Below are 25,131 nucleotides of genomic sequence, written 5' to 3' on the forward strand. Positions count from 1 at the left end.
CGGGGTCGGCCCCCGCTTCCGGGCGCGATGCGACACACAGGACCCGAAGATTTGTGGCGACGACGCCGCGCGCGGCATGCTGAGGCGGGAGACTAGTGTGGGACGCGTCACATCCGCGTCTCGCACCGACCGCACCACCCCGAAAGGACCCCGTCGATGGACGAGCAGATCCCCACGTTCCCGCCCCCGGCCGAGTTCGCCGCCCAGGCGGTGGCCGGAGCCGACCTGTACGAGGAGGCCGCCGAGGACCGCCTGGCCTATTGGGCCCGCCGCGCCCGCGAGGTCCTGCACTGGGAGCAGGACTTCACCGACGTCCTGGACTGGTCCGATGCACCCTTCGCGAAGTGGTTCGTCGGCGGCACCACCAACGCCGCGTACAACGCCCTGGACCGCCACGTCGAGGCCGGCCACGGCGACCGCGTGGCCATCCACTTCGAGGGCGAGCCCGGTGACACCCGCACCTACACCTACGCCGACCTGGCCGCCGAGGTCCGGCGCGCCGCCAACGCGTTCGAGTCCCTCGGCGTGACCAAGGGCGACCGCGTGGCCGTCTACCTGCCGATGATCCCCGAGGCCGTCATCACGATGCTCGCGTGCGCGCGCATCGGCGCGGTCCACTCCGTGGTCTTCGGCGGCTTCTCCTCCGACGCCCTGCGCTCCCGCGTGGACGACGCCGAGGCCAAGCTCGTCGTCACGGCCGACGGCTCCTTCCGCCGCGGCAAGCCCTCCATGCTCAAGCCCGCCGTGGACCAGGCCCTCTCCGCGCCCGGCCACACGGCCGAGCACGTGCTCGTGGTCCGCCGCAACGAGGCCGAGGTCGAGATGACCGAGGGCCGCGACCTGTGGTGGCACGACGTCGTGGACGCCCAGTCCGACGAGCACGAGCTCGTGTGGCACGACGCCGAGCACCCGCTCTACATCCTCTACACCTCCGGTACCACCGGGAAGCCGAAGGGCATCCTGCACACCACCGGCGGCTACCTCGTGCAGGCCGCGGCCACCCACCACGACACCTTCGACCTGCACCCGGAGTCGGACGTCTTCTGGTGCACCGCCGACGTCGGCTGGGTCACCGGGCACTCCTACGTCGCCTATGCGCCGCTGGTCAACGGCGCCACCCAGGTGATCTACGAGGGCACCCCGGACTCCCCGCACCAGGGCCGCTGGTGGGAGATCGTGCAGAAGTACGGCGTGAGCATCCTCTACACGGCGCCGACGGCGATCCGCACGTTCATGAAGTGGGGCCGGCACATCCCGGACGAGTACGACCTCTCCAGCCTGCGCGTGCTCGGCTCCGTGGGCGAGGCCATCAACCCGGAGGCCTGGCGCTGGTACCACGAGGTCATCGGCGCCGGCCGCTGCCCCATCGTGGACACCTGGTGGCAGACCGAGACAGGCGCCCACATGCTCACCCCGCTGCCCGGCGTGACCACCCTCAAGCCCGGTTCCGCCCAGAGGCCGGTGCCCGGCGTCGTGCTGGAGGTCGTGGACGAGCTCGGCGAGCCCATGACGGACACGAGCGCGGGCTTCCTCGTGGTGCGCGAGCCGTGGCCGTCCATGCTGCGCGGCATCTGGGGCGACCGGGAGCGCTTCAAGGAGACCTACTGGTCCCGCTTCCCCGGCATGTACTTCGCCGGCGACGGCGCCCGCTACGACGAGGACGGCGACATCTGGCTGCTGGGCCGCGTGGACGACGTCATGAACGTCTCCGGCCACCGCCTGTCCACCACCGAGATCGAGTCCTCCCTCGTGGCGCACCCGTCCGTGGCCGAGTCCGCGGTGGTCGGCGCGAAGGATGAGACCACGGGCGAGGCGGTCGTGGCGTTCGTCCTGCTCACCGCGGTCGCCGTCGCGGCCGACCGCGACGTCGCCGAGGTCGAGGAGGAGCTGCGGCAGCACGTGGGCAAGGACATCGGACCCATCGCCAAGCCCAAGCGCGTGCTCGTGGTCCCCGAGCTGCCCAAGACGCGCTCCGGCAAGATCATGCGCCGTCTGCTCAAGGACGTGGCCGAGGGCCGCGACCCGGGCGACTCCACCACGCTGGCCGACCCCACGGTCATGCAGCGCATCGTGGAGACGCTCGCCCCGAAGGCCTGAGCCGGCACGACGACGCCGCCCCGGACCGCACGCTGCGTGCGGTCCGGGGCGGCGTCGTCGGTGGGCGGGCCCGGCTCAGGCGCGGGCGGCTGCGTCCCGGCGGACCAGCTCCACGGCCTCGTCGGGCGTGTAGCCGAGGCGCTCGAGCAGGGTGTCGAGACAGCGGCGCACCGCCTGGTGCGCGGCGTCCGCGCGGGCGTCGGCCGAGGCGGCCACGAACGTGCCCGCGCGCCCCCGGGTGCGGATGGTGCCGTGCGCCTCGAGCTCCTTGTAGGCCCGGGCCACGGTGCCCGGTGCCACGCCGAGCTCGGCGGCGAGCGCGCGCACGGGCGGCAGTCGGTCCCCGCGGGCGAGGGATCCGGAGGTGACGCCGGCCAGGACCGCGTCCACGATCTGCCGGTAGGGCGGGGTCGGCAGGCTCCCGTCCACCGCCACGACCGGCAGGGAGGTGGAGACCACGCCCGCGGCCCCGCCGGCGACCGGGGCTGCGGACGGGGCCGCCGCGGACGGACCGGTGGCCCTCATCGTCTCACCGGTGCTGCGCGTCGAGAAGGCCATCCTCGCGCTCCCACACGGCGGGGGCCAGGTCGTCCTCGATGGCGAGGTCGCCCGAGGAGTCGTCCGGGTGGCGGAGCAGGTGGATGGCGGAGACCGCGAGGCCGCCCCACACCAGGAGGATGGCCAGGGACATCATGACGATCGCTGCGGTGCTCATCGGTCAGAGCTCCTTCCGGGTGGTGGCCACGGGCACCACCGGCAGGGCGCCGGTGGGGACGGTGCCCTCGGGCACGGCGTTGTGCGGGATGAGGTCGCCGTGGATCTCGCTGTCCAGGTCCTCCGCGTAGAGGTTGGACTTGCGGGACCACGGGATCAGGGAGAGCAGGACGGCCAGGGCGACGGAGCCGAGCGCGATGCCCCAGCCGAAGACGCCGAGGAAGTCGCCCGGGTAGCCCTCATAGCCCTCCGCGATCACCTTCATGATCCAGGAGAGCCAGATGTAGGCGAGCACGATCGGCATGAGCACGCCGATCAGCAGCACGTACCCGCGGCCGACCTTGAAGGAGGAGACGGCGTTGAGGTGCGCCGTGATGCGGCGGGCCGAGCCCAGCGCACCGGTGACCAGGAGCACCGACAGGAGCGCCGCGCCCACGATGCCGAAGTTGTTGGCGAACGCGTCCATGGTGTCGAGCATCTGCAGGCCCGTGGTGGTGGAGAACAGGGCGAGGGAGACCACCCCGGACAGGCCGATCACGACGATCGTGGCCGTCCAGCGGCCCCAGCCGAGCTTGTCCTTCACGGCGGAGATGACGACCTCGAGGATCGAGATCAGCGAGGTGAAGCCGGCGACCACGAGCGAGCCGAAGAACAGCACGCCGATCAGAGCGCCGAGCGGGGCCTGCGAGATCAGGGTGGGGAAGGCGATGAACGCCAGGCCGATGCCGCTGCCGGCCACCTCGGACACGGACACGCCGGAGGCCTGCGCCATGAAGCCCAGGGCGGAGAACACGCCGATGCCGGCCAGGATCTCGAAGCCCGAGTTGGAGAAGCCGACGACCAGGCCGGAGCCGGTGAGGTTCGTGCGGCGGTTGAGGTAGGAGGCGTAGGTGATCATGATGCCGAAGCCGACGGACAGCGAGAAGAAGATCTGACCGTAGGCGGCGATCCAGACGCCCGGGTCCGCGAGCGCGGCCCAGTTCGGCGTGAACAGCGCGTCCAGGCCCTGGGCGGCGCCCGGCAGGGTGAGGGCGATGCCGACGAGGACCAGGAACATCACGATGAGCAGCGGGATGCCGACCATCGAGGCCAGGGCCACGCCCCGGCGCACGCCGAAGCCCATGATGAGCAGCGTGATCACCCAGACGGCGAGCATGGGCCAGAAGACGCCCGAGACGACGTCGAAGGACGGGGACGGGTCGTCGGCGACCTGCAGGTAGTCGCCCATGAGGAAGGTCTCCGGGTCGTCGCCCCACCGCTGGTCCACGGAGAACCAGGTGTACATGATCGCCCAGCCGATGATCGCAGCGTAGTAGATCCCGATGACGACGCAGATGAGCACCTGCCACCAGCCGACGGTCTCGGTCCACCGGGACAGGCGCCGGAACGCCAGCGGCGCGGAGCCGCGGAAGCGGTGGCCGATCGCGTAGTCGAAGAACAGGAGCGGGATGCCCGCGGTGAGCAGCGCGATCAGGTAGGGGATGACGAACGCGCCGCCGCCGTTCTCATAGGCGACGTAGGGGAAGCGCCAGATGTTGCCGAGGCCCACGGCGGAGCCGATGGCCGCCAGGATGAAGGCCCACCGGCCGGCGAACTCCTCCCGGGTGCGCTTCGGCGCCGTGGCGGGCGCGGAGACGGTGCTGGACATGCAGGACCTCCGAGGGTCGGGGAAACTCGAGTGTGACGGATGCCACAATAGTCGACGCGGGCCGTTGCCGGACAGTCCGGTCCGGAATGCGGGCGTCAGGCGCGTGGCGCGGCGCCGGCTCAGCCGCCCGGGACGCAGTCCCCCGAGGGGACCGTGGCCGTCATCCCCGGGGCCGCGGCGACGACGGGGGCGATGGTGTCCGCCGTCAGGGCGTAGCCGACGGCGTCCGAGCCCGGGGCCCGGGCGAACACCAGACCGGCCAGGTTCCCGGCCGTGTCCACCACCGGGCCGCCCGAGTAGCCGTGGCGGATGTCCGCCGCGAGGGTGTAGACGTCCACCATGCTCGCGGCACCGGTCAGGACGTCGCCGAGCGGCACCTCGCCGACGGCCTGCACGGTCGCGGGGGTGGAGGCGAACGGGCCGCCGTCGGGATAGCCCAGGACGGAGGCCGACGCGCCGCCCGTCAGCTCGGCGCCGACCGGCATGACGGGCAGGTTCGCGTCGTCGACCGCCAGGACGGCGAGGTCGTGCGCCGTGTCCAGGTGGACGATCCGCGCCGCGTGCACGCCGCGGGCGCGGTCCGTCACGGTGGGGGCGTCCACGCCGAGGACCACGTGCGCGTTCGTGAGCACGCGGTCCGGGGCCACGGCCACGCCCGAGCCGCTCTGCACCTGGTTGCACTGCGCGGCCGTGCCGGTCAGCCGGACGACGGCGGCCGACGCCGAGGAGGCGGCGGGAGTCGAGGGGGCGGCCGTCGACGTCGACGAGGCGGGGGCGGTCGTCGTGGCCGACGGCGCGGCGGCCGTGGACGACGACGCCGCGGCGGCGTCGTCGGGCTCCTCGGGGGTCGCCGAGGCGGACGGGGCGGACGTCGCGGTGTCGGACGGGGAGGAGGCGGCCGAGGGCAGACCCGGCGTCGCGGCCGGGGCCGGGGCGGCGCGGACGCCGTCGTCGGACTCCGGGACGGGGGCGGGCAGCTCGAGCTCCGGCAGCACGTCCAGGTCGGCGACGGCGGAGCGCGAGCGGGCGGCCCAGGCCAGGAGCGAGTCGGGCATCACGGTGTCCAGCGCCGTGATCACCTGCGAGCGGTTCACCTCACGGGTGACCGCGGTGGAGCCGGAGGCCGCGATGGAGAACGCCACGAGCCAGAGGACGAGGGCGCCCGCGAGACCGGCGGCGAGCGCGCCGAGCAGGCGGTCGACGAGTCGCAGGGCCGGCAGGTTCACGCGCAGCCGGATCGCCTCGCCGATGGCGGCGCCCACGTACTGGCCCGCCGCCACGAGCAGGACGAGGGTGGCGATCAGCGCGGCCCACCGCCACTGCGGCGCGGTGACGAACTCCGCCACCTCCGGCAGGGCGTAGAACGCGATCGCGGCACCGCCGACCAGGCCGACGAGGTTGCCCAGCACCACCCACAGGCCGCGACGGTGGCCCTGGACCAGGAGCATCGCCAGCGCGACGATGAGCAGGACGTCCAGCCACGTCAGACCCAGCGGCATGGGCGACCTCCTTCGGATGCGACGGCACCGGCCACGCACGGGGACCGCCCGCGCGCCCGGTGGAGGATCCAGGGTATCGGCCCGCACGGGGGTATGGGGCACAATGGACGCCAGTGAACCGGGCGGCTCCTCCGCCGCGGTGTGAGGAACTGCCCACAGAGAGGACACGCACACATGGATCTCGAGGTTCTGCGGAAGGCTCCGCTGTTCACCAACCTGGACGACGAGGTGTTCGCCATCCTCACCTCGGAGCTGACCGAGGTGGAGCTCTCCCGCGGCGCGTCCGCGTTCCACGAGGGCGACCAGGGCGATCAGCTGTACGTGATCATGTCCGGCAAGATCAAGCTCGGCCGCACCGCTTCGGACGGCCGCGAGAACCTCGTGGCCGTGCTCGGCCCCGGCGAGATCTTCGGCGAGATGGCCCTGTTCAACCCCGCCCCGCGCAACGCCACCGCCACCGCGGTGTCCGCCACGCGCCTGGCCGGTCTGCGCCATGAGAACCTGCGCCGCGCCATCGCCTCGTCGCCGGATGTGTCGGTCCAGCTGCTCCAGGCCCTGGCCCAGCGCCTGTCCAAGACCAACGAGTCCCTGGCGGACCTGGTGTTCTCGGACGTGCCGGGCCGCGTGGCCAAGGCGCTCCTGGACCTCGCGGACCGCTTCGGCCGGCCGGCCGCGGACGGCCTGCTGGTGGCGCACGACCTCACGCAGGAGGAGCTCGCCCAGCTGGTGGGCGCGTCCCGCGAGACCGTGAACAAGGCCCTGGCCGAGTTCGTCCAGCGCGGCTGGATCCGCCTGGAGAACCGCGCCGTGGTCATCCTGGACCTGCAGCGTCTGCGTCAGCGTTCGCGCTGACGCCCCCCGCCCTGCCGTGGAGCGGGCCACCCCGGTCAGTCCCGGGTGGCCCGCTTCACGCGCATCCGGGGGGTGCCGTCGTCGCCGGCCTCGGTGACCAGGTGGTATTCCGGCACGGGGCCGCGCCGGGCACAGGGCGTGACGGAGAGCAGGAAGGCGGCGGCCGTCCGGTGTGCCGCGACCCGACGCACGATCACCTGCGTCAGCGGGGTCGCCACCTGGTCGAAGGGTGCCGTGCCCTCCGCCCCGGCGGGTCCGGGCAGCCGCAGCGGGCCGGCGAGCGCGCGACGCGCGGACACCCACGCCTGAAGTTCGGGACCGGGTTCCTCGGATGCCGGCGCGGACTGCAGCGGTGGGGTCATCGTGGCGAACACGGCCGTGTCGAAGCGTCGGTGGACGTGGGGCGCGGATCGCCAGCGCATGACGGGGCGCAGCAGGTCGGCGCGCACCCCGAGGCCACGCGCGGCCAGCAGATGGGGCAGACTCTCCGAGCCCTCCTCGAGGGAGCTGCGGCCCCCGCCCCAGGTCTCGATGCGCGCCGTGGACACGACGTCCGTGTCGGAGCGACCGGCGAGGAGCACTCCGGCCTCGTCGTGGAGCTCACGGACGGCGGCCACCACGTGCTGCCGCGCACGCCGCCGGTCCGTGGTCCCGAACGTGCGGGCCCACTGGGAGGGCTCGGGCCCGTACCACGGGCAGGAGTCGGCGTCGGACTCGATGAGCGCGCCGCCGGGCAGACCCACGCGGCCGAGCGGGGTGCGTCCCGCGCGGTGACGGAGGAAGACCTCCGGGCCGTCGTCGCCGTCCCGCACGAGCACGACGGACGACCCGGGCCGGGCGGGGCGGACCTGGCGGAAGCGCCGGTCCAGCCACTGGCGGGTGAGGTCCTCCTCCTGCCCCGGGACCGGCAGCAGCAGGCCGGCCGGGTCAGCGGACACGGACGGTGATCTCCACCTCGACGGGAGCGTCCATGGGCAGCACGGCCACGCCGACGGCGGAGCGCGCGTGGCGGCCGGCCTCGCCGAAGATCTCGGCCAGCACGTCCGAGGCGCCGTTCACCACGCCGGGCTGACCGGTGAACGCGGGGTCGGAGGCCACGAAGCCGACGACCTTGACGACCTGGGCGACCCGGTCCAGGTCGCCCACCAGCTCGTGCACCGCGGCCACCGCGTTCACGGCGCATGCTCGCGCGAGCTCCTGGGCGCGTTCGGGGGTGACCTCCGCGCCCACCTTGCCGGTGGCGGGCAGGGCGCCGGCCACGAAGGGGAGCTGGCCGGAGGTCAGCACGAGGTCGCCGTCCCGCAGCGCCGGGACGTAGGAGCCGACCGGCGCCGCGACGGCGGGTCGGTCGATGCCGAGCTCCGCGAGGCGGGCCGCGACGGCGCCGTCGCCCCAGGTGGGGGCCGAGGACTGCTCCGTCACGTTCACGCCGCCTTCGGACGCTTGAGGTAGGCCACGGGGTTGTTCCCCTCGGGGCCCGGGATCACCGTGACGAGCTCCCAGCCGTCCTCGCCCCACTGGTCGAGGATCTGCTTGGTCGCGTGGATGAGGAGGGGGATCGTGGCGTACTCCCACTGCGTCTGCTGAGTCATGGGACCCACCCTAGCCACCGGCGCAGACCCCGGAAGAGGTCCCAGGCGCCCGCGCTACACTCGCGCCCATGGCCTCCCGCACGACCCGCTTCCCCGCGCCCTCGAGCGCCCTCGGCCGCCTCCTCGCCTTCGTGGGCCTCTCGGCGGTGGCCGGCCTGCTCGTGGCGGCCCTCCTGCTGCCCGTCGCGGGCCTGGCCGGTGTCGCCGCCGCGTCGGGCCGGGAGATGCTGGACGAGCTGCCGGACGAGCTGCCCACGGAGCCGGTCTCCGTGCCGTCGCGCATCCTCTCGGAGGACGGTGAGGAGATCGCCGTCTTCTACGAGGAGAACCGCACCCCGGTCCCGCTGGACGAGATCTCGGAGCACATGCAGCACGCGATCGTGGCCATCGAGGACGAGCGCTTCTACGATCACGACGGCGTGGACGCGCGCGGCCTCATTCGCGCGACCGTCAACAACGCCACCTCCGACTCCACGCAGGGCGCCTCCACCCTCACCCAGCAGTTCGTGAACAACATGCTGGTGAACGTGCAGCAGATCCGCGGCGACTCCCGCCTCACCCTCTCCGGCTCCAAGAACATCGCGGACAAGGTCAAGGAGATCAAGCTGGCCGTCGCCGTCGAGAAGCAGATGTCGAAGGACGAGATCCTCGAGGGCTACCTCAACATCGTGCTGTTCTCCGGCCGCGCCTACGGGGTCGAGGCTGCCTCGCAGTACGTGTTCGGCAAGTCCGCCGCCGACCTGGAGAGCTGGGAGGCCGCCACGCTGGCCGGCATGGTCCAGTCCCCCACCCGGTTCAACCCGGCCCGCAACCCGGAGGAGGCCACGGAGCGGCGCAACCTCGTGCTGAACGCGATGAAGGACAACGGCTACCTCTCCCAGGAGGAGTACGACCACGCCGTCGCCCAGCCGATGGAGGTGGTCATGGAGTCCCGCCCCTCGGGCTGCCTCTACGCCAAGTTCGGCACCTACTTCTGCGACTACGTGGAGCGGCAGATCCTCGCCGACCCCACGTTCGGCCCGGACGTCCAGTCCCGCCAGGCCCTGCTGGACCGCGGCGGACTCACCATCCGCACAACGATCGACTCGACGCTCCAGAAGGAGACCGAGAAGAACCTGCGCGCCTCGGTGCCCAACAACGAGTCGCTGGGCGCCGGCCACGCGCTCACCTCGGTGGAGGCCGGCACCGGCAACATCCGCACCATGGCCCAGAACACCGAGTACGCCATCCAGGACGAGCTCGGCCACACCTCGCTGAACTTCAACGTGGACAAGCAGTGGGGTGGCGGCCAGGGCTTCCAGGCCGGCTCCACGCTCAAGCCCTTCGTGGCACTGACGTGGCTGCGCAACGGCAACCGCCTGGTCGACTCCGTGGACGCCTCCCGGAACGTCTACCCCACGGGCACGCGGTTCGCTGCCTCGTGCCGCCCGGGCGGCTACACCACGATCGGCGGCACCTGGCAGTTCAAGAACGTGATCCCGGGCATGCTGCGGCAGGTGCGCGTGGACGAGGGCCTCTTCTGGTCCGTGAACACCCCGACCGTCGCCACCGCGTACCAGCTGGACCTGTGCGACATCACGAGCCTCACCACCCAGCTGGGCATCACCCGCGCCCTGGACAGCTCCCCGCTGCAGCCGGACGACCCGTCCTTCCTGCTCGGCAAGGACTCGGTGGCCCCGCTGTCCTTGGCCGGCGCGTACGCCGCCATCGCCGCGAACGGCCTGTACTGCGAGCCGCGCGCCATCCTGGAGGTCACGGACACCGTCGGCAACCAGTACGACGTCGCCGACCCTCAGTGCGACCAGGTCATCGACCCGGACCACGTCCGGGAGCTGATGCCGGTCCTGCGCCACATCGCCGGCTTCAACATCGCCGAGGAGGGCGCCGGCTACGAGTTCGGCGGCAAGACGGGCACGAACGACAACGTGTCCTCCACGTGGTTCGTCGGATTCACCAGCGAGCTGGCCACCGCCGTGTGGACCGGCCGCTACAACAACCTGAAGTCCATGACGGGCGAGACCGTCAACGGCGAGGTCCGCAACCCGTTCTACTCGACCTCCATCAACGGCCCGTCCTGGCTCGAGTACAACCAGTTGGCCAAGGAGAAGTTCCCGCCGGGTGAACTGCCCGAGTGGGACGGCCCGCAGTCGGAGGACCCGGGCGAGGCCGGCGAGCACCCGGACGGACGCCAGTTCCACATCGACGACCTGGACCGAGGCGGGCCGTTGCCCGAGGCGGTCCCGGGCTTCTGACCGCGATGCCCCCCGCCGCCTCCCCCACCCGCCGCATGCTCCGTTCCGCAGCGCCTGCCGCCGTCGGGATGGCCGCGACGGCGGGCCTCGGCCTGGCCTGGGGCCTCGCCGAGGCTGAGGCCCGGACGGTGCGCACGCACCGACTGGCCGTGCTGCCGGCCGGGTCGGCGCCGTTGCGGGTGCTGCACCTCTCGGACATCCACCTGCTGCCCCGGCACCGGGCCAAGCGGGCGTGGCTGCGCGGGCTGGATGCACTCGAGCCTGACCTCGTGGTCAACACGGGAGACAACGTGTCCGCCGCGGCGTCGGTGCCGCTCGTGCTCGACGCGCTCGGGCCGCTGCTGGCGCGGCCCGGCGTGTTCGTGCCCGGCTCCAACGACTACTACGCGCCCAAGGCGGCCAACCCCCTGCGGTACTTCGCGGGCCCCTCGCGCATGGACGAGGACCGGCCCCGGCTTCCCTCCGACGTCCTGTTCGGCGCGTTCCGCGCCGCCGGCTGGGCCGACCTGACGAACCGGGGCGCCGCCCTGGCCGTGCCGACCCGCGCCGGGACCACGCTCGAGGTCCTCGCCGCCGGCACCGACGACCCGCACCTCGGTCTGGACGCCTGGGCCGGCTTCCCCGGCGCCGCACCCGACGAGAACGCCGGGCGGCCCGGTGACGACGGGCGGTTCCGGCTGGGCGTCACCCACGCCCCGTACCGCCGCGTGCTGGACGCCATGACCGCCGACGGCGCCGACCTGCTGCTCGCCGGCCACACCCACGGCGGGCAGGTGTGCGTGCCGTTCCTCGGTGCGCTCGTCACCAACTGCGACCTGCCGCGCCGACAGGCCTCCGGGGTCTCGACGTGGACGGCCGCGGGGCGGACCGTCCCCCTCGAGGTGTCGGCCGGCCTGGGGACCGCGCCGTCCGCGCCCGTGCGGTTCGCGTGCCGGCCCGAGGCCGTGGTGCTGGACCTGGTCCCGCGGGGCTGAGCCGCCTGTCCCGTCCGGGGCCGCGGGTACAGTGGGGCCCCGTGACCCGCGCCACCTCTCCCGACGCCTCGTCCCTGCGTGACGCCCTGGGCGGGATCGCACCGTACCTCGAGGGCGTGCGGGCGCGCTGGGTGCTCGGGCTCGCCTCGGCCACGGCGGCGGGCCTCGTGGCCCTGGCCATCCCGCAGGTCATCCACCTGCTCGTGGACACCGTGTTCACGCAGACTGTGCTCGCCGGGCCCTCCTCCCCCGACTCCCGCGCGGACGTGTGGCGGGCCGCCGGCCTACTCACCGTGCTCGGCCTCGCCGAGGCCGCGTTCATCGGCCTGCGCCGGTACTTCATCCTCCCGCCGGCCGCCGGGGTGGAGAACCGGGCGCGCATCGCCCTGTTCGAACGGCTCCAGCGCCTGCCGGTGGCGTTCCACGACGCGTGGCCCTCGGGGCAGCTGCTCTCCCGGGCCCAGGGCGACCTCTCGCTGCTGCGGCGGTGGATCGCGTTCGGCTCGGTCATGCTCGTGGTGGACGTGGTGACCATCGCCGTCGGCCTCGTCCTGCTGTTCCTGCTGTCCTGGCAGCTGGCCCTGCTCTACCTCGCCGCGGCCGTGCCGATCATGTGGGCGTCGTTCGGGTTCCGCAACGACTTCCGCGCCGCGTCCCGGCTCTCCCAGGACCAGGCCGGGGACCTCGCCACGTCCGTCGAGGAGTCGGTGCACGGCATCCGCGTCCTCAAGGCGTTCGGCCGCGGCGCGCACGCCCTCGACGGCTTCCGCGGGCGCGCCCGCACGCTGCAGGGCACCGAGGTGCACAAGGCCTCGGTGCTGGCCCGGTTCATCGCGCTCATCGTGGCCCTGCCGGAGACGGTGCTGGGCCTGGGCCTCGCCCTGGGCCTGTGGCTCGTGGCGACCGGGGAGCTGACGGTGGGCGCGCTCGCCGCCTACTTCGCCACCGCGGCCGTGCTGGCCGGGCCGGTCGAGTCGGTGGGCCAGCTGATGGGCATGACGCTCTCGGCCCGCACGGCGATCGACCGCCACGTGGACGTCCTCGCCACGCCCGTGGACATCGCCTCGCCCACCGGGGAGGCCGCCGTCGTGCCCCCGGCCACCGGCGCGCTCGCGTTCCGCGGGGTGCGCTTCCGCTGGCCGGACGCGGACCCGGGGCGCGGGGAGCGCGACCTGCTCGACGGCGTCGACCTCGAGCTGGTGCCCGGCGAGACGATGGCCCTGGTCGGCGCGACCGGCGCCGGCAAGTCGACGCTGCTGCAGCTGGTCCCCCGGCTGCTCGACGTCACGGCGGGCTCCGTCTGCGTGGACGGGGTGGACGTGCGCCGGATGCCGCTCGAGGAGCTGCGCCGGCGGGTGTCCGTGGCGTTCGAGGACGCCACGCTGTTCTCCGCGACCATCCGGCAGAACGTGCTGCTCGGCGCCCCGGCGGACGTGCTCGCGGACGGCCTCCACTCCCCCGCGGCGGACGCCCTGCTCGACCTCGCGCTCGAGACCGCGCAGGCGGGCTTCGTGGCGGACCTGGCGGACGGCGTCGAGACCGAGATCGGCGAGGAGGGCCTCAGCCTCTCCGGCGGACAGCGCCAGCGGATCGCCCTCGCCCGCGCGATCGCGGCGCGCCCGGACGTGCTCGTGCTGGACGACCCCCTCTCCGCCCTCGACGTGCGCACCGAGGAGACCGTGACCGCGCGCCTGCGCGAGGTCCTCGACGGGACGACCACCCTGATCGTGGCGCATCGTCCCTCCACCGTGGCCCTGGCGGACCGGGTCGCGGTGCTGGCGGACGGGCGGATCGAGGACGTGGGGACGCACCCCGAACTGCTGGCCCGCAGCGCCGTGTACCGGCACATCATCTCGAGCCGACCGGAGGAGCAGGCATGAGCGCCGCCGACGTGAGCCGCGTGCGCGGCGTGGGGGCCGAAGAGGACCTCGACTACACCCGCGCGGAGCGCCGCCACATCCGGCGCCGGTCCTTCCGGCTGCTCGGCGAGCTCGCGCGGCCGGTCCGGGGGACGCTGCTGGTCACCGTGGTCTTCGTGCTCGTGTCCAACGCGGCGCGGGCGGCCGGGCCGCTGATCATCGCCTGGGCGATCGACGCGGAGCTGCCGCGCGTCGTCGAGGCCGTGCGGGCCGGCGAGTCCGTCTGGCCCATCCTCGTCCCCGTGGGCGGGGCGTACGTGGCGGCGGCCCTCGTCTCCGGGGGCCTGCTGGGGGCGTACACGTGGCTCACCGCGCGGGCCAGCCAGGCCATGCTGCTCAGCCTGCGGCTGCGCGTGTTCCGGCACACGCAGCGGCTGAGCCTCGGGTTCCACGAGCGGTACACGTCCGGGCGGGTGATCTCGCGGCAGACCTCGGACCTGGAGGCGCTGCGGGAGCTGCTGGACCAGGGCGTGTCCTCGCTCGTGTCCGGGCTGATGTTCATGTCGTTCACCGCGGCGTCCATCCTGCTGCTGGACCCGCCGTCGTTCCTCGTGCTGCTGGGCGCGGCCGTGCCGGTGGCGATCGTGACGCGCTGGTACCAGGTGCGGTCCGAGGAGGCGTACCGGCGGTCGCGGGTGTCCTCGGCACGGTCGATCGTGCACTTCGTGGAGACCATGACCGGCATCCGCGCGGTCCAGGCCTTCCGGCGGGAACGGGACAACGACGCGCGGTACCGCGACTTGGCCACGGCCTACCGGGACGACATGGTGGCCACGCTCAACCTGTTCGGCATCCTGCAGCCGGTGCTCGTGGCGACGGGCAACCTCACGGTAGCGGCGCTGCTCGTGACCGGGGGCCTGCGCGTGCTCGACGGCGACCTCGAGGTGGGGGTGCTCGTGGCGCTCCTGCTGGCCGGACGGCGCGTGTTCCAGCCCATGGAGATGGTGGCGATGTTCTACTCGTCGCTGCAGTCCGCGACGGCGGCGCTCGAGAAGGTCTCCGGCCTGCTCGAGGAGGAGCCCACCGTGGTGGAGGCCGCCGAGCCCACGCCGCTGCCCGGGGCCGACGCTCCGGGGACGGGCGTGGCGTCCGGGCGGGTGGAGTTCCGGGACGCGGTGTTCAGCTACGGACCGGACCGGGTGGTGCTGCCGGAGTTCGACCTCGTGATCCCGGCCGGGCAGACCGTGGCCGTGGTGGGCCAGACGGGTGCGGGCAAGTCGACGCTGGCCAAGCTCATCGCCCGGTTCTACGACGTCTCTGCCGGCTCGCTGACGCTGGACGGGGTGGAGCTGCGCGAGCTCAGCCAGGCGGATCTGCGGCGCAACGTGGTGATGGTGACCCAGGAGGCGTTCCTGTTCTCCGGGTCGATCGCGGAGAACATCGCCCTCGGCCGGCCCGACGCCACCGAGGCCGAGATCCAGGCGGCCGCCCGGGCGGTGGGGGCGCACGACTTCATCCTGGGGCTGCCCGAGGGCTACGCGACCGACGTCGCCAAGCGCGGCGGGCGGCTGAGCGCGGGACAGCGGCAGCTCGTGTCGTTCGCGCGGGCGTTCCTCGCGGACCCCGCCGTGCTGATCCTGGACGAGGCGACGTCGTCGCTGGACCTGCCGAGCGAGCGTCTCGTGCAGGCCGGGCTGGAGCGGCTGTTGGGGAACCGGACGGCACTGATCATCGCCCACCGGCTCAGCACCGTCGAGACCGCCGACCGGGTGCTCGTGATGCACGACGGCCGGATCGTCGAGGACGGCAGCCCCGCCGAGCTGGTGGCGGCCGACGGGCGGTTCGCGGCGCTGCACCGGGCCTGGGAGGACTCGCTCGCCTGATGGGCCCCGGGCCGGGCACTTTCGAACGTGAGAGAGGGCCTATCCCACGTTCGAAAGTGCCCATTCGCCCGATTTCACGTTCGAAAGTCCTGCGGCGGGGGCGGGAGCGGAGATGGTGGAGGTCGCCCGCGCGGCCCGGTCGTGGCGGACGACGGCGGCCACCACGGTCCGGAAGTCCTCGGCCAGGTCGGCGCCCATCACCGTGATGGACAGGTGGCCGGCCTCCTGCCAGAGACGGTCCCGCCGTGCGTCGCGTCGCTGCTGCTCCGGCGTGCGATGGTGGCCGCCGTCGTAGTGGAGGGCCACGCGGGACCGTTCGACCACCATGTCCGCGTCGGTCCGCTCCCCCGCCGGTGAGACCAGCTGCGCCTGCAGGCGCGGCTCGGGGAGGCCGGCGTCGAGAAGCGCCAGCCGCAGTCGCGTCTCCGGAGGCGAGTCCGCCCCCACCCGGATCAGCGCCAGCGCGGCCCGAGCCACCCGCACGCCCTTGAACCGGCCCGCCCGCTCCAGCGCCGCGGAGAGCCGCGACGCCGTCGTGCGCGGCGGGAGTCGGGACCCGTCCACCCACGGACGGTTCACGAGCGCGTCCCCCGCGACGACGGCGTCCGCCACCTGATCCGGCCGCAGCAGGGAGCAGAGGTCCACCCACGTCCGCTCGAGCGAGGTGACCGGGACCCCGTGCACCTCCACGCGGTCCTCGGCCGGCACCGTGCGTCCGTGGCAGGCGACGCCCGCGCGCCCCGTCCGACCCGTGCGGTGCGGCCGGCTCACGTGCACCCGCATGTCCTCCTCGGCCCACCACGGCAGGACGAGCCCGTGCAGCCGCGCCGCCGTCAGATGCGAGGCGACCCCACGGGTCAGAGCCACCACGACAGCGGCCTCCTCCGGCGGCAGGGCCGCCACGGGGCGGGGGTATCCGAGCGCGGCCCACGACCCCGGCACGTCGACGACCGCGCGGTGTGCCCCGTGGGTGACCTGGCGCAGGTCGAGGCTGCGCAGCCGGTCGGAGGAGAGGGAGAGGCGGTCCAGGGCTTCGCGCCGGGTGAAGACGCGGCCGGCGAGGGCTGGCGGAAGGGGTGCGGGGCGGCGTGGCATGCGGCCAGGATGCGGGCGCCGTCGTCGTGGGCGGGCGTCCGACCCCCTCCTGTGCGGGGCCGGGCCCCTGTGCAGGAGCCGCCCCGCCCCGCCCCTCCCCGGACTTTCGAACGTGAAATCGGGCGAATGGGGACTTTCGAACGTGAGAGAGGACATATCTCACGTTCGAAAGTGCGGGTCAGGCGTCGAAGGGGCGGCCCGTCAGGCGCTCGTACGCCTCCACGTAGCGGTCGCGGGTCTTGGCCACGACGTCGGCGGGCAGCTCCGGCGGGGCCTCCCCGCTGGTCTTGTCCCAGCCGGAGTCGGGGCCCGTGAGCCAGTCGCGGACGAACTGCTTGTCGAAGCTCGCCTGGGGGCGGCCGGGCTCGTAGTCCTCGGCGTCCCAGAACCGGGAGGAGTCCGGGGTGAGGACCTCGTCGCCCAGCACCACCTGGCCGGTGGCCGGGTCCACACCGAACTCGACCTTCGTGTCCGCCAGGATGATGCCGGCCTCGCGGGCGATCGCCTCGGCGCGGGCGTACAGGTCCAGGGTGAGGAACCGCAGGCGCTCGGCGGCCTCGGTGCCCACGCGCTCGACCATCTGCTCGAACGTGATGTTCTCGTCGTGCTCGCCGACCTCGGCCTTCGCGGACGGCGTGAAGATCGGCGGGTCGACCCGCGAGCCGTCCACGAGCCCGGCGGGCAGCGGCAGGCCGGCCACCGTGCCCGACGCGCGGTACTCGGCCAGGCCGGACCCTGTCAGGTAGCCGCGGGCGATGCACTCCACGGGGAACATGTCCAGGCGCTTGACGACCATCGCCCGCCCGGCCACGGCCGCGGGCACGTCCGTGCCCACCACATGGTGCTCGACCGGCTCGGCGTGGGCCCCGTTGTAGCCCTCGGCCAGCTTCTCGAACCACCACAGGGTCAGCCGGGTGAGGATGGTGCCCTTGTCCGGGATCGGCGGCTCCAGCACGTGGTCGTAGGCGCTGATCCGGTCGGAGGCCACCACGAGCAGCGTCGCGGACCGCCCCGGCTCGGCGTCAGCGGGCTCGTACAGGTCCCGCACCTTGCCCGAGTAGACGTGCCGCCAGCCCGGCAGCCAGAGGGCCTCGGCCCCCGTGAACCCCACGCGCTCCCCGCTCACTTCGCTCCCCCCGTCCCGGGCACGGTGATCTCGCCGCGCTCGGCCTTGAGTCCGATGTCCGTGCGCCACTGGGCCCCGTCGAACCGGATCCGCTCGACGCCCGCGTAGGCGCGCTCACGCGCCTGGGCCAGGTCCGCCCCGCGCCCGACGACGGCCAGCACCCGGCCGCCCGCCGTCACCACGTCCTCACCGGACGCCGCGGTGCCGGCGTGGATCACGTGCACGCCCTCGAGGGCGGCCGCGTCGGCCAGCCCGGTGATCACGTCGCCCGTCGAGGAGGAGGCCGGGTAGCCGGCCGAGGCCATGACCACGTCCACGGCGACGTCGTCGCTCCACTCGAGCCGACGGTCCGCGCCGAGCCGGCCGGCCGCGGCGTCGGCGAGCAGCCCGCCCAGGGGTGTCTCGAGGCGGGCGAGCACGGCCTGGGTCTCGGGGTCGCCGAAGCGCACGTTGAACTCGATGACCTCCACGCCCTTGGCGGTCACGGCCAGGCCACAGAACAACACGCCCGTGAACGGGGTGCCGCGGCGGGCCATCTCGGCGAGCACGGGGCGGGCCACCCGGTCCATGACCTCGTCCGTGAAGCCCTCGGGCAGCCACGGCAGCGGCGTGTACGCGCCCATGCCGCCGGTGTTGGGGCCGGCGTCGCCGTCGTGGATGCGCTTGAAGTCCTGCGCGGGGGTGAGGGCGACGGCGTCCTCGCCGTCGCAGATCACGAAGAGGGAGACCTCGGGGCCGTCCAGGAAGTCCTCGATCACCACGGTGCCGCCGGCGGCGAAGCAGGCCTCGGCGTGGGCGAGGGCCTCGGCGCGGTCGGAGGTGACCACGACGCCCTTGCCCGCGGCCAGGCCGTCGTCCTTGACGACGTGCGGGGCGCCGAACTCATCGAGGGCGGCGGCGGCCTCCGCGGCGGTGGTGCACACGCGGGAGCCGGCGGTGGGCACGCCCGCGGCGGCCATGACCTCCTTGGCGAAGGCCTTGGACGCCTCGAGCTGCGCGGCCGCCTGCGAGGGGCCGAACACGGCGAACCCGGCCTCGCGCAGGGCGTCGGAGACGCCGGCGGCCAGCGGGGCCTCGGGACCGACGACGACGAGGTCGGCCCCCAGCTCGCGCGCGAGCTCCACGACGGCGGCCGGGTCGGTGGCCTCGACGGCGTGGAGGGTGGCCAGGTCGGCCATGCCGGCGTTGCCGGGCGCCGCGTGGAGGGCGCTGACCTGCGGATCACGGGAGAGGGCGGTGAGCAGCGCGTGTTCGCGGCCGCCGTTGCCGAGCACAAGGGTCTTCACGAGCCTCAAGCCTACGCGGTGGCCCTGGCCCGGTCCGGCCCGTGGCCCCTACGGTGGAGCGCATGACGATGCCTCCCCTCCACCACGGTCAGCCCGGCGACGACCGTGATCCCCGTGACCCCCGCCACCGGCCCGGTGCGGGGCTGGGACCCGGGCTGCGAACGGCCTGGACGTTCGTCGGCGTGATGTTCACGTGCGCCCTGATCGTCTTCTGGACGCTGCGGGGGCTGGGCGTCCAGCGCGGCGACCTCAGCCTGCCCGCCGCGCTCGGCGTGCTGGCGCTGGCCGCCGTCGCCGCGGCGGTGATCACCCGGTACGTGCGGCGCCGCTGAGCAGGACCGGGTCCGCGGGGGTCGGCCGCCCCGGCCTGTCGGTCAGCGGATGATGCGCCGTCGCCGGGCCTCGTCGACGGCGCGGGTGCGGTTGTCCACCCCGAGCTTCTGGAAGATGTGCACCAGGTGCGTCTTCACGGTGGCCTCGGAGATGAACAGCTCCTTCGCGGCCACCTTGTTCGTGGCGCCCCGCGCGATCAGCTCGAGCAGCTGGATCTCCCGCTCGGACAGCACCTCGGAGCCGCCGGACATGCGCCCCATCAGCGTGGCCGCGACCTGCGGGGCCAGCGCCTTGCGCCCCGCCGCCGCCTGCCGCACCGCCGAGGCGATCTCCTCGCTCGGGGCGTCCTTGAGCAGGTAGCCGGCAGCGCCCGCGTTCACGGCCGCGAGGATGTCCGCCTCCGTGTCGAAGGTCGTCAGGATCAGCACCTGCACCCCCGGCCACCGCTCCCGCACCGCGCGGGTGGCGGTCACGCCGTCCATCCCCGCGCCCATCTGCAGGTCCATCAGCACGACGTCCACCGCGGGCTCGCCCGCCTCCAGGACGCCGATCGCCTCCGCCCCGTCGGCGGCCTCGGCCACCACGGTCAGGTCCGGGTGCGCCTCGACGACGGCCCGCACCCCCGCCCGGACCACGGGGTGGTCGTCCACCAGCATCACGCGCACGCTCATGCGGTCTCCTCGCTCTCGGTCTGCTCGGGATCAGCGCTCCGGCCGGCCCCGGCGGCGACCAGCGGCACCCGCAGCGCCACCACGGTGCCCTCGCCGGGGGCCGACTCGACGGTGGCCTCGCCGCCCACCGCAGCGAGACGCTCGCGCACGCTCGCCAGCCCCACGCCGGTCCCCGCCCCCGGGTCGGCACCGGCGGCTCCGGCCCGGGGGCGGGCCGCGACGACGGCCGGGTCGAACCCCGCGCCGTCGTCGGCCACGTCCACCGTCAGCTCATCACCGAGGTAGCCCAGCGTGACCCGGGCGCGCCGAGCGCCCGCGTGCGCGCCCACGTTCGCCAGGGAGGCCTGCACGGCTCGCAGCACCGCGGTCTCCACGGCCTCGGCGACCGCGACCGGCTCCCCCACGACCTCGACGTCCGCAGCCACGGGCGTCCCGGCGGCGGCCTGCCGGTCGGCGAACCCGGCGACCGCTCGTTCGAGCGCCTCGATGAGGGACGGTGCCCCGGTGCCGCGCAGGTCGCGGACGAAGCGGCGGGACTCGGCGAGGTTCTCGGCGGCCGTGGCGCGCACGGTCTCCATGCGCTGCCGGGCGAGGGCGGGGTCGGCGGCGTCGAGCGCGTCCTGGGCCGCGCGCGAGACCAGCACGATCGAGGCCAGCCCCTGGGTGAGGGTGTCGTGGATCTCGCGGGCGAGCCGCTCCCTCTCGGCGCTCACCCCCGCCCGGTGCTCGGTGCGCGCGAGCTCGGCCTGCGCGGCGCGCAGCTGCTCGGCCACGGCACGCTGGCGCTCGGACTCGGCGTGCAGGGCGCGGTACGCCCCGGAGAGCACCACGGCCACGGCGGCGCCCACCAGCGGACCGATCACGGCCGGCACCCGCACGCCGCCGGCGCCCGCCGCCATCCCGGCCACCACGACGACGGCCATCGCCACCACCAGCGCGGGCCCGACCACGTGGCGCACCCAGGCCTGCCGGGCCACCCGGTCGACCACGTGCAGGACGACGAAGAAGAGGGGGAAGGCGACCCACGCGAAGTCGCCGTGGTGGGCCACGAGCAGGCCCCACAGCAGCAGCACCAGGGCCAGCCAGGCGACCGCCGGACCGCGGCCGACGTCGTCGCCCCGGGCCCACCGGCGCCGCTCCAGCACGGTCCCGGCCAGGTAGACGCCCGCCAGCGCGGCGGTCAGCAGCACCAGGGTGGTGGCCGGGAACGGACCGGAGGACGCCTCCGGGGACCGGTCCGCGAGCGCGCGCGCCAGCCCCACGGTGAGCAGCGCGGCGAACGTGACGTGCAGGGCCACGCGCAGGCCGGCGAGCACGGCGGTGGTGCCGGTCTCGGTGGGCGCGGGGGGCACGGCGGCGCGGGGTGCGACGGACATGGCTCCACCCTAGGGCGCGCCCCGGACGCGACAACGGCCCGATGCCCCGGGGCCGCGCCGCTGCGCCGCCGGGATCAACCATTCGGTTGACCGGGTCCAGCCGCCGCGGGCGATGTGGCGACCCCTCCCCGCGCGAGACCGTGGAGGCAACCTCAGGACAGACCTCGTCAGGAAAGGACGCGCCCCGTGTTCCTCGCACTCCGCGACCTCCGCTTCGCCACCGGACGGTTCGCCCTCATGGGCTCCGTGGTGGCCCTCATCAGCCTGCTGCTCGTCATGCTCTCCGGCCTCACGGCCGGCCTGGGCGGGCAGAACACGGCCGCGATCGACCGCCTCGGCGAGCAGGGCGTGCAGCGTCTGGTCTTCGGCGGTGCGGCGGGCCAGGAGCCCACCGCGTCGTTCACCCAGTCCGAGTTCACCGTGGCCCAGCGCGACGCGTGGGCGGCCACGGACGGCGTGGCCTCCGTCGAGCCGCTCGGTGTGAGCCAGGGCCGGGCCATTGGCCTCGAGCACCCCGTGGACACGGACCCGCAGGGCCGCGCGGACGTGTCCGGCGAGCCCACCACCGGCGTGGCCACCACCGCGTTCATCGGTCTCACCCCGGGCGGCTCCGACGCGCCGGCCGGCGTCGAGCTCGGGCAGATCGTGCTCAGCCAGGACGTGGCCGACTCCCTCCACGCCCAGGCGGGTGACGCCGTCGCGGTCTCCGGCTTCGTCTACACCGTGGCCGACGTCGTGCCGACCGAGTACTACTCCCACTCCCCCGTGACGTGGCTGGCGCTCGAGGACTGGAACGCCATCTCGCACACCGCCGACGACGCGGTGCTCGGCACCGCCGGCCTCGTGCGCTTCGACGCGGGCGCCGACGTCGACGCCGTGGCCGCCGCCGGCGACGACGCCGCGGGCACCGTCGCGGAGACCGTGAAGGGCTCCTACGCCGCCCTGCCCAGCTACCGGTCCGAGAACGGCTCCCTGATGACCATGCAGGGCTTCCTGTACGGCATCTCGGCGCTCGTGGTGATCGCGTTCCTGTCCATCTGGACGGTGCAGCGCACCCGCGACATCGCGGTGCTCAAGGCCCTCGGCGGCTCGAACGGCTGGGTGCTGAAGGACTCGCTCGCGCAGGCCGCGTTCGTGCTCGTCGGCGGCGTGGCCGTGGGCACCGGGCTGGCCGCCGTGATCGGCGCGTTCGCGGGGCGGGCCGTCCCGTTCGAGCTCTCGTGGGCCACCACCGCGGTGCCCGCCGCCGGGGTCCTCGTGCTCGGCATGCTCGCCGCCGTCATCGCGGTCTACCGCGTCACCCGGATCGACCCGCTGGTCGCCCTCGGCGGCAACTGAGCGCCCCGACGACGGCGCCGCCCGGCGCCGTCGTCCCCCTCGGCTCCGCCTCGCCCCCGCCTGGAGAAAGGACCTCCCCATGACCACCCTCACCGCCCCGCAGGCCGACCTCGACGCCCTCCGCACCCCCGCCGCCGCGGCCGCCCACCGCGTCGCCGGCGAGCGCCCCGCCGCCGCGGCCGACGCCACCCCCGCGCTGTCCGTGCGCGACCTCGTGCTGGAGTACCCGGACGGCGAGCGCGGCGTGCTGCGCGCCCTGGACGAGGTGAGCCTGGACCTGCTCCCCGGCACGTTCACCGCGATGGTCGGCCCGTCCGGCTCGGGCAAGTCCTCCCTGCTGGCGGTGGCCGCGGGCCTGGTGACGCCCACCTCCGGCAGCGTGTCCGTCGCCGGCCGCGAGATGGCCGGGCTGTCCCGGAAGGAGCGCACGGCGCTGCGCGGCCAGGAGATCGGCGTGATCTTCCAGCAGCCGAACCTCATCCCGTCCCTGACCGCCGCCGAGCAGCTCGAGCTGACCGTGCACCTGGACCGCGACGCCACCCGCGCCGACCGCAGGGCCGCCAAGGCCCGGGCCATGGAGCTGCTCGAGCGTGTGGACCTGGCCGACCAGGCCGGCAAGCGCCCGCACCAGCTCTCGGGCGGTCAGCGGCAGCGCGTGAACATCGTGCGCGCGCTGATGGCCTCCCCGACGCTGCTGCTCGTGGACGAGCCCACCTCCGCGCTGGACCGTGAGCGCTCGGCCGCCGTCGTGGACCTGCTGGGCACGCTGACCCGCGAGGAGCAGGTGGCGACGCTCATGGTCACGCACGACCACGAGTTCCTCTCCGTCACGGACCGCACCCTGACCATGGTGGACGGGCGGCTCTCCGCGGAGTGAGCCGCTGACGCCGCCGGACCCGACCCGGCCCACCGGCCCCGGACGCCCGGCGCGTCCGGGGCCCTCGCTACCCTGGACCGCATGACCCACGCCACCGTCGCCCCCGCGGGCGAGACCCTCGCCCTGTCCGACGCCGTCGAGCTCGTGGAGACCGTCCGCAACGGCTTCGTCGAGTCCCGGACGGCGGGCGCCGCCGTCGTGACCGGCCCCGACGGGCGGGTGCTGGCCGGGCTCGGCCCCGCGGACGCGCTGATCTACCCGCGCTCCACGCTGAAGCCGTTCCAGGCCGTCGCGTCGCTGCGCCACGGGGCGGCGCTGGAGGGCGAGGCCCTGTCCATCGCGTGCGGCTCCCACCGGGGCACGCTCCGGCACCAGGCGCTGGCCGAGCGCATGCTCGCGGACGCAGGCCTCGACGCGTCCGCCCTGCAGTGCCCGCCGGCCTGGCCCGCGGACACCTCCGAGGTGGTCGCCCAGGTCCGCCGCGACGGCGAGTCCGCCGCCGCGACCCCGCTGGCCTTCAACTGCTCCGGCAAGCACGCCGGCTTCCTCGCGGCCTGCGCGGCGTCCGGGCACGACGTCGCCACGTACCTCGACCCGGCGCACCCGCTGCAGCGCGAGGTGGACGCGGTGATCGCCGAGTACTGCGGCGAGCCGGTGGCCCACACCGGTGTGGACGGCTGTGGCGCCCCGGCCGCCGTCATCTCGCTGGCGGGCCTGGCCCGCGGCATCGGGCGGGTCGCCGCGGCGCCCGGCCGCGCCGACGCGGATCCGCACGCGGCCGCCGTCGCCACCGCGATGCTCGAGCACCCGTGGGCCGTCCACGGGGAGACGAGCTCCAACACCGTGGTGATGCGCGAGCTCGGCCTGCTCGCCAAGGCGGGCGCGGACGGCGTGCTCGTCATGGCCGCGCCGGACGGCACGGCCGTGGCCGTCAAGGCGCTCGACGGCGGCACGCGGGCCGGCGACCTGGTCGCGCTCGCGCTGCTGGCCCGGTTCGCCCCGGACCACGTGGACCGGGCGACGCTGCCGGGCGTGCTGGCCGCCGTCGTGCCCCCGGTGCTCGGCCGGGGTGAGCCGGTCGGTGAGATCCGCCTGGCCGCGCCGGTGCGGGACCTCGTGGGGGACGTCCTGCCGGCCTTCGAGGCGCGGGCGTGACCACCGGCTCCGTGCCCCGCCGCCGGGTGCCTGTCGTCGAGGGCCACGCGGCGCTGCTGGCGTGGGCACGCGCCCACGAGGAGGACCCCGCGGCGGCCGCCGCGCTGCCGCGCCCCACGCGGGCGACGGCGGTGCGCTTCGCGCTCGAGGAGCTGGCGACCCGCGTGCCCGGGAACTCGGTGGAGGTGCGCGTGCCGCCCTTCGGCGTCGCCCAGTGCCTCCCCGGGCCCCGGCACACCCGCGGCACCCCGCCCAACGTGGTGGAGATGGACGCCGTGACATGGCTGTCCCTGGCCACGGGGCTGACGACCTGGGAGGACGCGACGGCGGCCGGCGGCGTGCGCGCCTCGGGCGTGCGGGCCGACCTCGGCGCGCACCTGCCGCTCGTGCGGCCGTGAGCGAGGGGTGTCCGGCAGTCCTCTCGGCGGCACCGACCGTTCGAACGTCGGCACCGTTCCTCGTCGCGGGATGCAGCTCTGCCGATCCCGCCCCGGACACCGCGGC

At 74.4% G+C, this 25,131-nt stretch carries 23 protein-coding genes; 11 read left to right on the plus strand and 12 right to left on the minus strand.

Translation table 11 applies throughout. From position 1 onward, the window contains the following. The first annotated feature begins 156 nt into the window (after positions 1–156). Entirely contained in the window at positions 157–2,097 is a 1,941-nt protein-coding gene (acs, locus tag B1A86_RS09130; RefSeq protein WP_044658877.1) for an acetate--CoA ligase, read from the plus strand. Between the two features lie 75 nt (positions 2,098–2,172). Here the strand turns inward: acs and B1A86_RS09135 are convergent, their stop codons facing one another. From B1A86_RS09135 to B1A86_RS09150, 4 genes are all read right to left on the minus strand, one after another. After that, complete coding sequence (locus tag B1A86_RS09135) at positions 2,173–2,655, minus strand: GntR family transcriptional regulator (protein ID WP_044658875.1); 483 nt, start codon at positions 2,653–2,655, stop codon at positions 2,173–2,175. Then, complete coding sequence (locus B1A86_RS09140) at positions 2,627–2,812, minus strand: methionine/alanine import family NSS transporter small subunit (RefSeq protein ID WP_044658874.1); 186 nt, start codon at positions 2,810–2,812, stop codon at positions 2,627–2,629. The genes B1A86_RS09135 and B1A86_RS09140 overlap by 29 nt, the downstream gene beginning before the upstream one ends. 3 nt (positions 2,813–2,815) lie before the next feature. After that, positions 2,816–4,459, minus strand: a complete 1,644-nt coding sequence (locus B1A86_RS09145) for a sodium-dependent transporter (protein WP_044658873.1) — start codon at positions 4,457–4,459, stop codon at positions 2,816–2,818. A gap of 119 nt (positions 4,460–4,578) precedes the next feature. Continuing rightward, positions 4,579–5,958: a MarP family serine protease gene (locus B1A86_RS09150; protein ID WP_044658872.1), complete on the minus strand. Its 1,380-nt coding sequence runs from the start codon at positions 5,956–5,958 to the stop codon at positions 4,579–4,581. Between the two features lie 174 nt (positions 5,959–6,132). Between B1A86_RS09150 and B1A86_RS09155 the strand changes: the two genes are divergently transcribed. Then, a complete protein-coding gene (locus B1A86_RS09155) occupies positions 6,133–6,810 on the plus strand; it encodes a Crp/Fnr family transcriptional regulator (protein WP_002854021.1) in 678 nt (225 codons plus the stop codon). Positions 6,811–6,845: 35 nt separating this feature from the next. Here the strand turns inward: B1A86_RS09155 and B1A86_RS09160 are convergent, their stop codons facing one another. From B1A86_RS09160 to B1A86_RS09170, 3 genes are read right to left on the minus strand one after another with little or no spacing between them, the layout of a single operon-like run. Further along, a complete protein-coding gene (locus B1A86_RS09160) occupies positions 6,846–7,748 on the minus strand; it encodes a hypothetical protein (protein WP_063189863.1) in 903 nt (300 codons plus the stop codon). After that, positions 7,738–8,238, minus strand: coding sequence for a RidA family protein (locus B1A86_RS09165; RefSeq protein WP_020628330.1), 501 nt, complete (start codon positions 8,236–8,238; stop codon positions 7,738–7,740). Before B1A86_RS09165 ends, B1A86_RS09160 begins: the two co-directional genes overlap by 11 nt. Next, complete coding sequence (locus B1A86_RS09170; RefSeq protein ID WP_010080276.1) at positions 8,235–8,402, minus strand: DUF4177 domain-containing protein; 168 nt, start codon at positions 8,400–8,402, stop codon at positions 8,235–8,237. Before B1A86_RS09170 ends, B1A86_RS09165 begins: the two co-directional genes overlap by 4 nt. A gap of 68 nt (positions 8,403–8,470) precedes the next feature. Here B1A86_RS09170 and B1A86_RS09175 point away from each other — a divergent pair, with 68 nt between their 5' ends. From B1A86_RS09175 to B1A86_RS09190, 4 genes are read left to right on the plus strand one after another with little or no spacing between them, the layout of a single operon-like run. Then, positions 8,471–10,654 (plus strand): transglycosylase domain-containing protein, encoded by a 2,184-nt coding sequence (locus B1A86_RS09175; protein WP_078026139.1) that lies wholly within the window; start codon positions 8,471–8,473, stop codon positions 10,652–10,654. A gap of 5 nt (positions 10,655–10,659) precedes the next feature. Then, entirely contained in the window at positions 10,660–11,628 is a 969-nt protein-coding gene (locus tag B1A86_RS09180; protein WP_036338244.1) for a metallophosphoesterase, read from the plus strand. Between the two features lie 41 nt (positions 11,629–11,669). Further along, positions 11,670–13,508 carry an ABC transporter ATP-binding protein gene (locus B1A86_RS09185; RefSeq protein WP_036338247.1) on the plus strand — a complete coding sequence of 613 codons (1,839 nt, stop codon included), beginning with the start codon at positions 11,670–11,672 and terminating at the stop codon, positions 13,506–13,508. Beyond that, complete coding sequence (locus tag B1A86_RS09190) at positions 13,505–15,370, plus strand: ABC transporter ATP-binding protein (RefSeq protein WP_036338250.1); 1,866 nt, start codon at positions 13,505–13,507, stop codon at positions 15,368–15,370. Before B1A86_RS09185 ends, B1A86_RS09190 begins: the two co-directional genes overlap by 4 nt. Positions 15,371–15,409: 39 nt before the next feature. Here the strand turns inward: B1A86_RS09190 and B1A86_RS09195 are convergent, their stop codons facing one another. From B1A86_RS09195 to purD, 3 genes are all read right to left on the minus strand, one after another. After that, entirely contained in the window at positions 15,410–16,465 is a 1,056-nt protein-coding gene (locus B1A86_RS09195) for a hypothetical protein (RefSeq protein WP_138976812.1), read from the minus strand. 178 nt (positions 16,466–16,643) lie between these two features. Further along, positions 16,644–17,591, minus strand: coding sequence for a phosphoribosylaminoimidazolesuccinocarboxamide synthase (locus tag B1A86_RS09200; RefSeq protein WP_078026138.1), 948 nt, complete (start codon positions 17,589–17,591; stop codon positions 16,644–16,646). Further along, complete coding sequence (gene purD / locus B1A86_RS09205) at positions 17,588–18,877, minus strand: phosphoribosylamine--glycine ligase (protein ID WP_069941147.1); 1,290 nt, start codon at positions 18,875–18,877, stop codon at positions 17,588–17,590. The genes B1A86_RS09200 and purD overlap by 4 nt, the downstream gene beginning before the upstream one ends. A 62-nt stretch (positions 18,878–18,939) precedes the next feature. On the opposite strand from purD, the gene B1A86_RS09210 reads away from it, so the two are divergent. Next, a complete protein-coding gene (locus B1A86_RS09210; protein ID WP_069941146.1) occupies positions 18,940–19,209 on the plus strand; it encodes a hypothetical protein in 270 nt (89 codons plus the stop codon). Positions 19,210–19,251: 42 nt separating this feature from the next. Here the strand turns inward: B1A86_RS09210 and B1A86_RS09215 are convergent, their stop codons facing one another. Then, a complete protein-coding gene (locus B1A86_RS09215) occupies positions 19,252–19,881 on the minus strand; it encodes a response regulator transcription factor (RefSeq protein ID WP_060973807.1) in 630 nt (209 codons plus the stop codon). After that, positions 19,878–21,257, minus strand: coding sequence for a sensor histidine kinase (locus B1A86_RS09220; RefSeq protein WP_138976813.1), 1,380 nt, complete (start codon positions 21,255–21,257; stop codon positions 19,878–19,880). Before B1A86_RS09220 ends, B1A86_RS09215 begins: the two co-directional genes overlap by 4 nt. 186 nt (positions 21,258–21,443) lie before the next feature. Between B1A86_RS09220 and B1A86_RS09225 the strand changes: the two genes are divergently transcribed. From B1A86_RS09225 to B1A86_RS09240, 4 genes are all read left to right on the plus strand, one after another. Beyond that, positions 21,444–22,595 carry an ABC transporter permease gene (locus B1A86_RS09225; protein ID WP_078026137.1) on the plus strand — a complete coding sequence of 384 codons (1,152 nt, stop codon included), beginning with the start codon at positions 21,444–21,446 and terminating at the stop codon, positions 22,593–22,595. A gap of 79 nt (positions 22,596–22,674) precedes the next feature. After that, positions 22,675–23,472, plus strand: a complete 798-nt coding sequence (locus B1A86_RS09230) for an ABC transporter ATP-binding protein (protein ID WP_078026136.1) — start codon at positions 22,675–22,677, stop codon at positions 23,470–23,472. Positions 23,473–23,553: 81 nt separating this feature from the next. Then, the gene (locus B1A86_RS09235) at positions 23,554–24,627 is read left to right on the plus strand and encodes an asparaginase (protein WP_078026135.1); all 1,074 of its coding nucleotides are present in this window, start codon (positions 23,554–23,556) and stop codon (positions 24,625–24,627) included. After that, positions 24,624–25,025 carry a sterol carrier family protein gene (locus tag B1A86_RS09240; RefSeq protein WP_036314253.1) on the plus strand — a complete coding sequence of 134 codons (402 nt, stop codon included), beginning with the start codon at positions 24,624–24,626 and terminating at the stop codon, positions 25,023–25,025. The genes B1A86_RS09235 and B1A86_RS09240 overlap by 4 nt, the downstream gene beginning before the upstream one ends. The last annotated feature ends 106 nt before the right edge of the window (positions 25,026–25,131 follow it).

The organism is Micrococcus sp. KBS0714 (assembly GCF_002008305.4).
GTDB lineage: Bacteria > Actinomycetota > Actinomycetes > Actinomycetales > Micrococcaceae > Micrococcus > Micrococcus luteus.

Coding starts and splice junctions, on each gene's coding strand:
- acs (WP_044658877.1), top strand. CDS start 157: ATGGACGAGCAGATCCCCACGTTCCCGCCCCCGGCCGAGTTCGCCGCC.
- B1A86_RS09135 (WP_044658875.1), bottom strand. CDS start 2,655: ATGGCCTTCTCGACGCGCAGCACCGGTGAGACGATGAGGGCCACCGGT.
- B1A86_RS09140 (WP_044658874.1), bottom strand. CDS start 2,812: ATGAGCACCGCAGCGATCGTCATGATGTCCCTGGCCATCCTCCTGGTG.
- B1A86_RS09145 (WP_044658873.1), bottom strand. CDS start 4,459: ATGTCCAGCACCGTCTCCGCGCCCGCCACGGCGCCGAAGCGCACCCGG.
- B1A86_RS09150 (WP_044658872.1), bottom strand. CDS start 5,958: ATGCCGCTGGGTCTGACGTGGCTGGACGTCCTGCTCATCGTCGCGCTG.
- B1A86_RS09155 (WP_002854021.1), top strand. CDS start 6,133: ATGGATCTCGAGGTTCTGCGGAAGGCTCCGCTGTTCACCAACCTGGAC.
- B1A86_RS09170 (WP_010080276.1), bottom strand. CDS start 8,402: ATGACTCAGCAGACGCAGTGGGAGTACGCCACGATCCCCCTCCTCATC.
- B1A86_RS09175 (WP_078026139.1), top strand. CDS start 8,471: ATGGCCTCCCGCACGACCCGCTTCCCCGCGCCCTCGAGCGCCCTCGGC.
- B1A86_RS09180 (WP_036338244.1), top strand. CDS start 10,660: ATGCCCCCCGCCGCCTCCCCCACCCGCCGCATGCTCCGTTCCGCAGCG.
- B1A86_RS09190 (WP_036338250.1), top strand. CDS start 13,505: ATGAGCGCCGCCGACGTGAGCCGCGTGCGCGGCGTGGGGGCCGAAGAG.
- B1A86_RS09195 (WP_138976812.1), bottom strand. CDS start 16,465: ATGCCACGCCGCCCCGCACCCCTTCCGCCAGCCCTCGCCGGCCGCGTC.
- B1A86_RS09210 (WP_069941146.1), top strand. CDS start 18,940: ATGACGATGCCTCCCCTCCACCACGGTCAGCCCGGCGACGACCGTGAT.
- B1A86_RS09215 (WP_060973807.1), bottom strand. CDS start 19,881: ATGAGCGTGCGCGTGATGCTGGTGGACGACCACCCCGTGGTCCGGGCG.
- B1A86_RS09220 (WP_138976813.1), bottom strand. CDS start 21,257: ATGTCCGTCGCACCCCGCGCCGCCGTGCCCCCCGCGCCCACCGAGACC.
- B1A86_RS09230 (WP_078026136.1), top strand. CDS start 22,675: ATGACCACCCTCACCGCCCCGCAGGCCGACCTCGACGCCCTCCGCACC.
- B1A86_RS09235 (WP_078026135.1), top strand. CDS start 23,554: ATGACCCACGCCACCGTCGCCCCCGCGGGCGAGACCCTCGCCCTGTCC.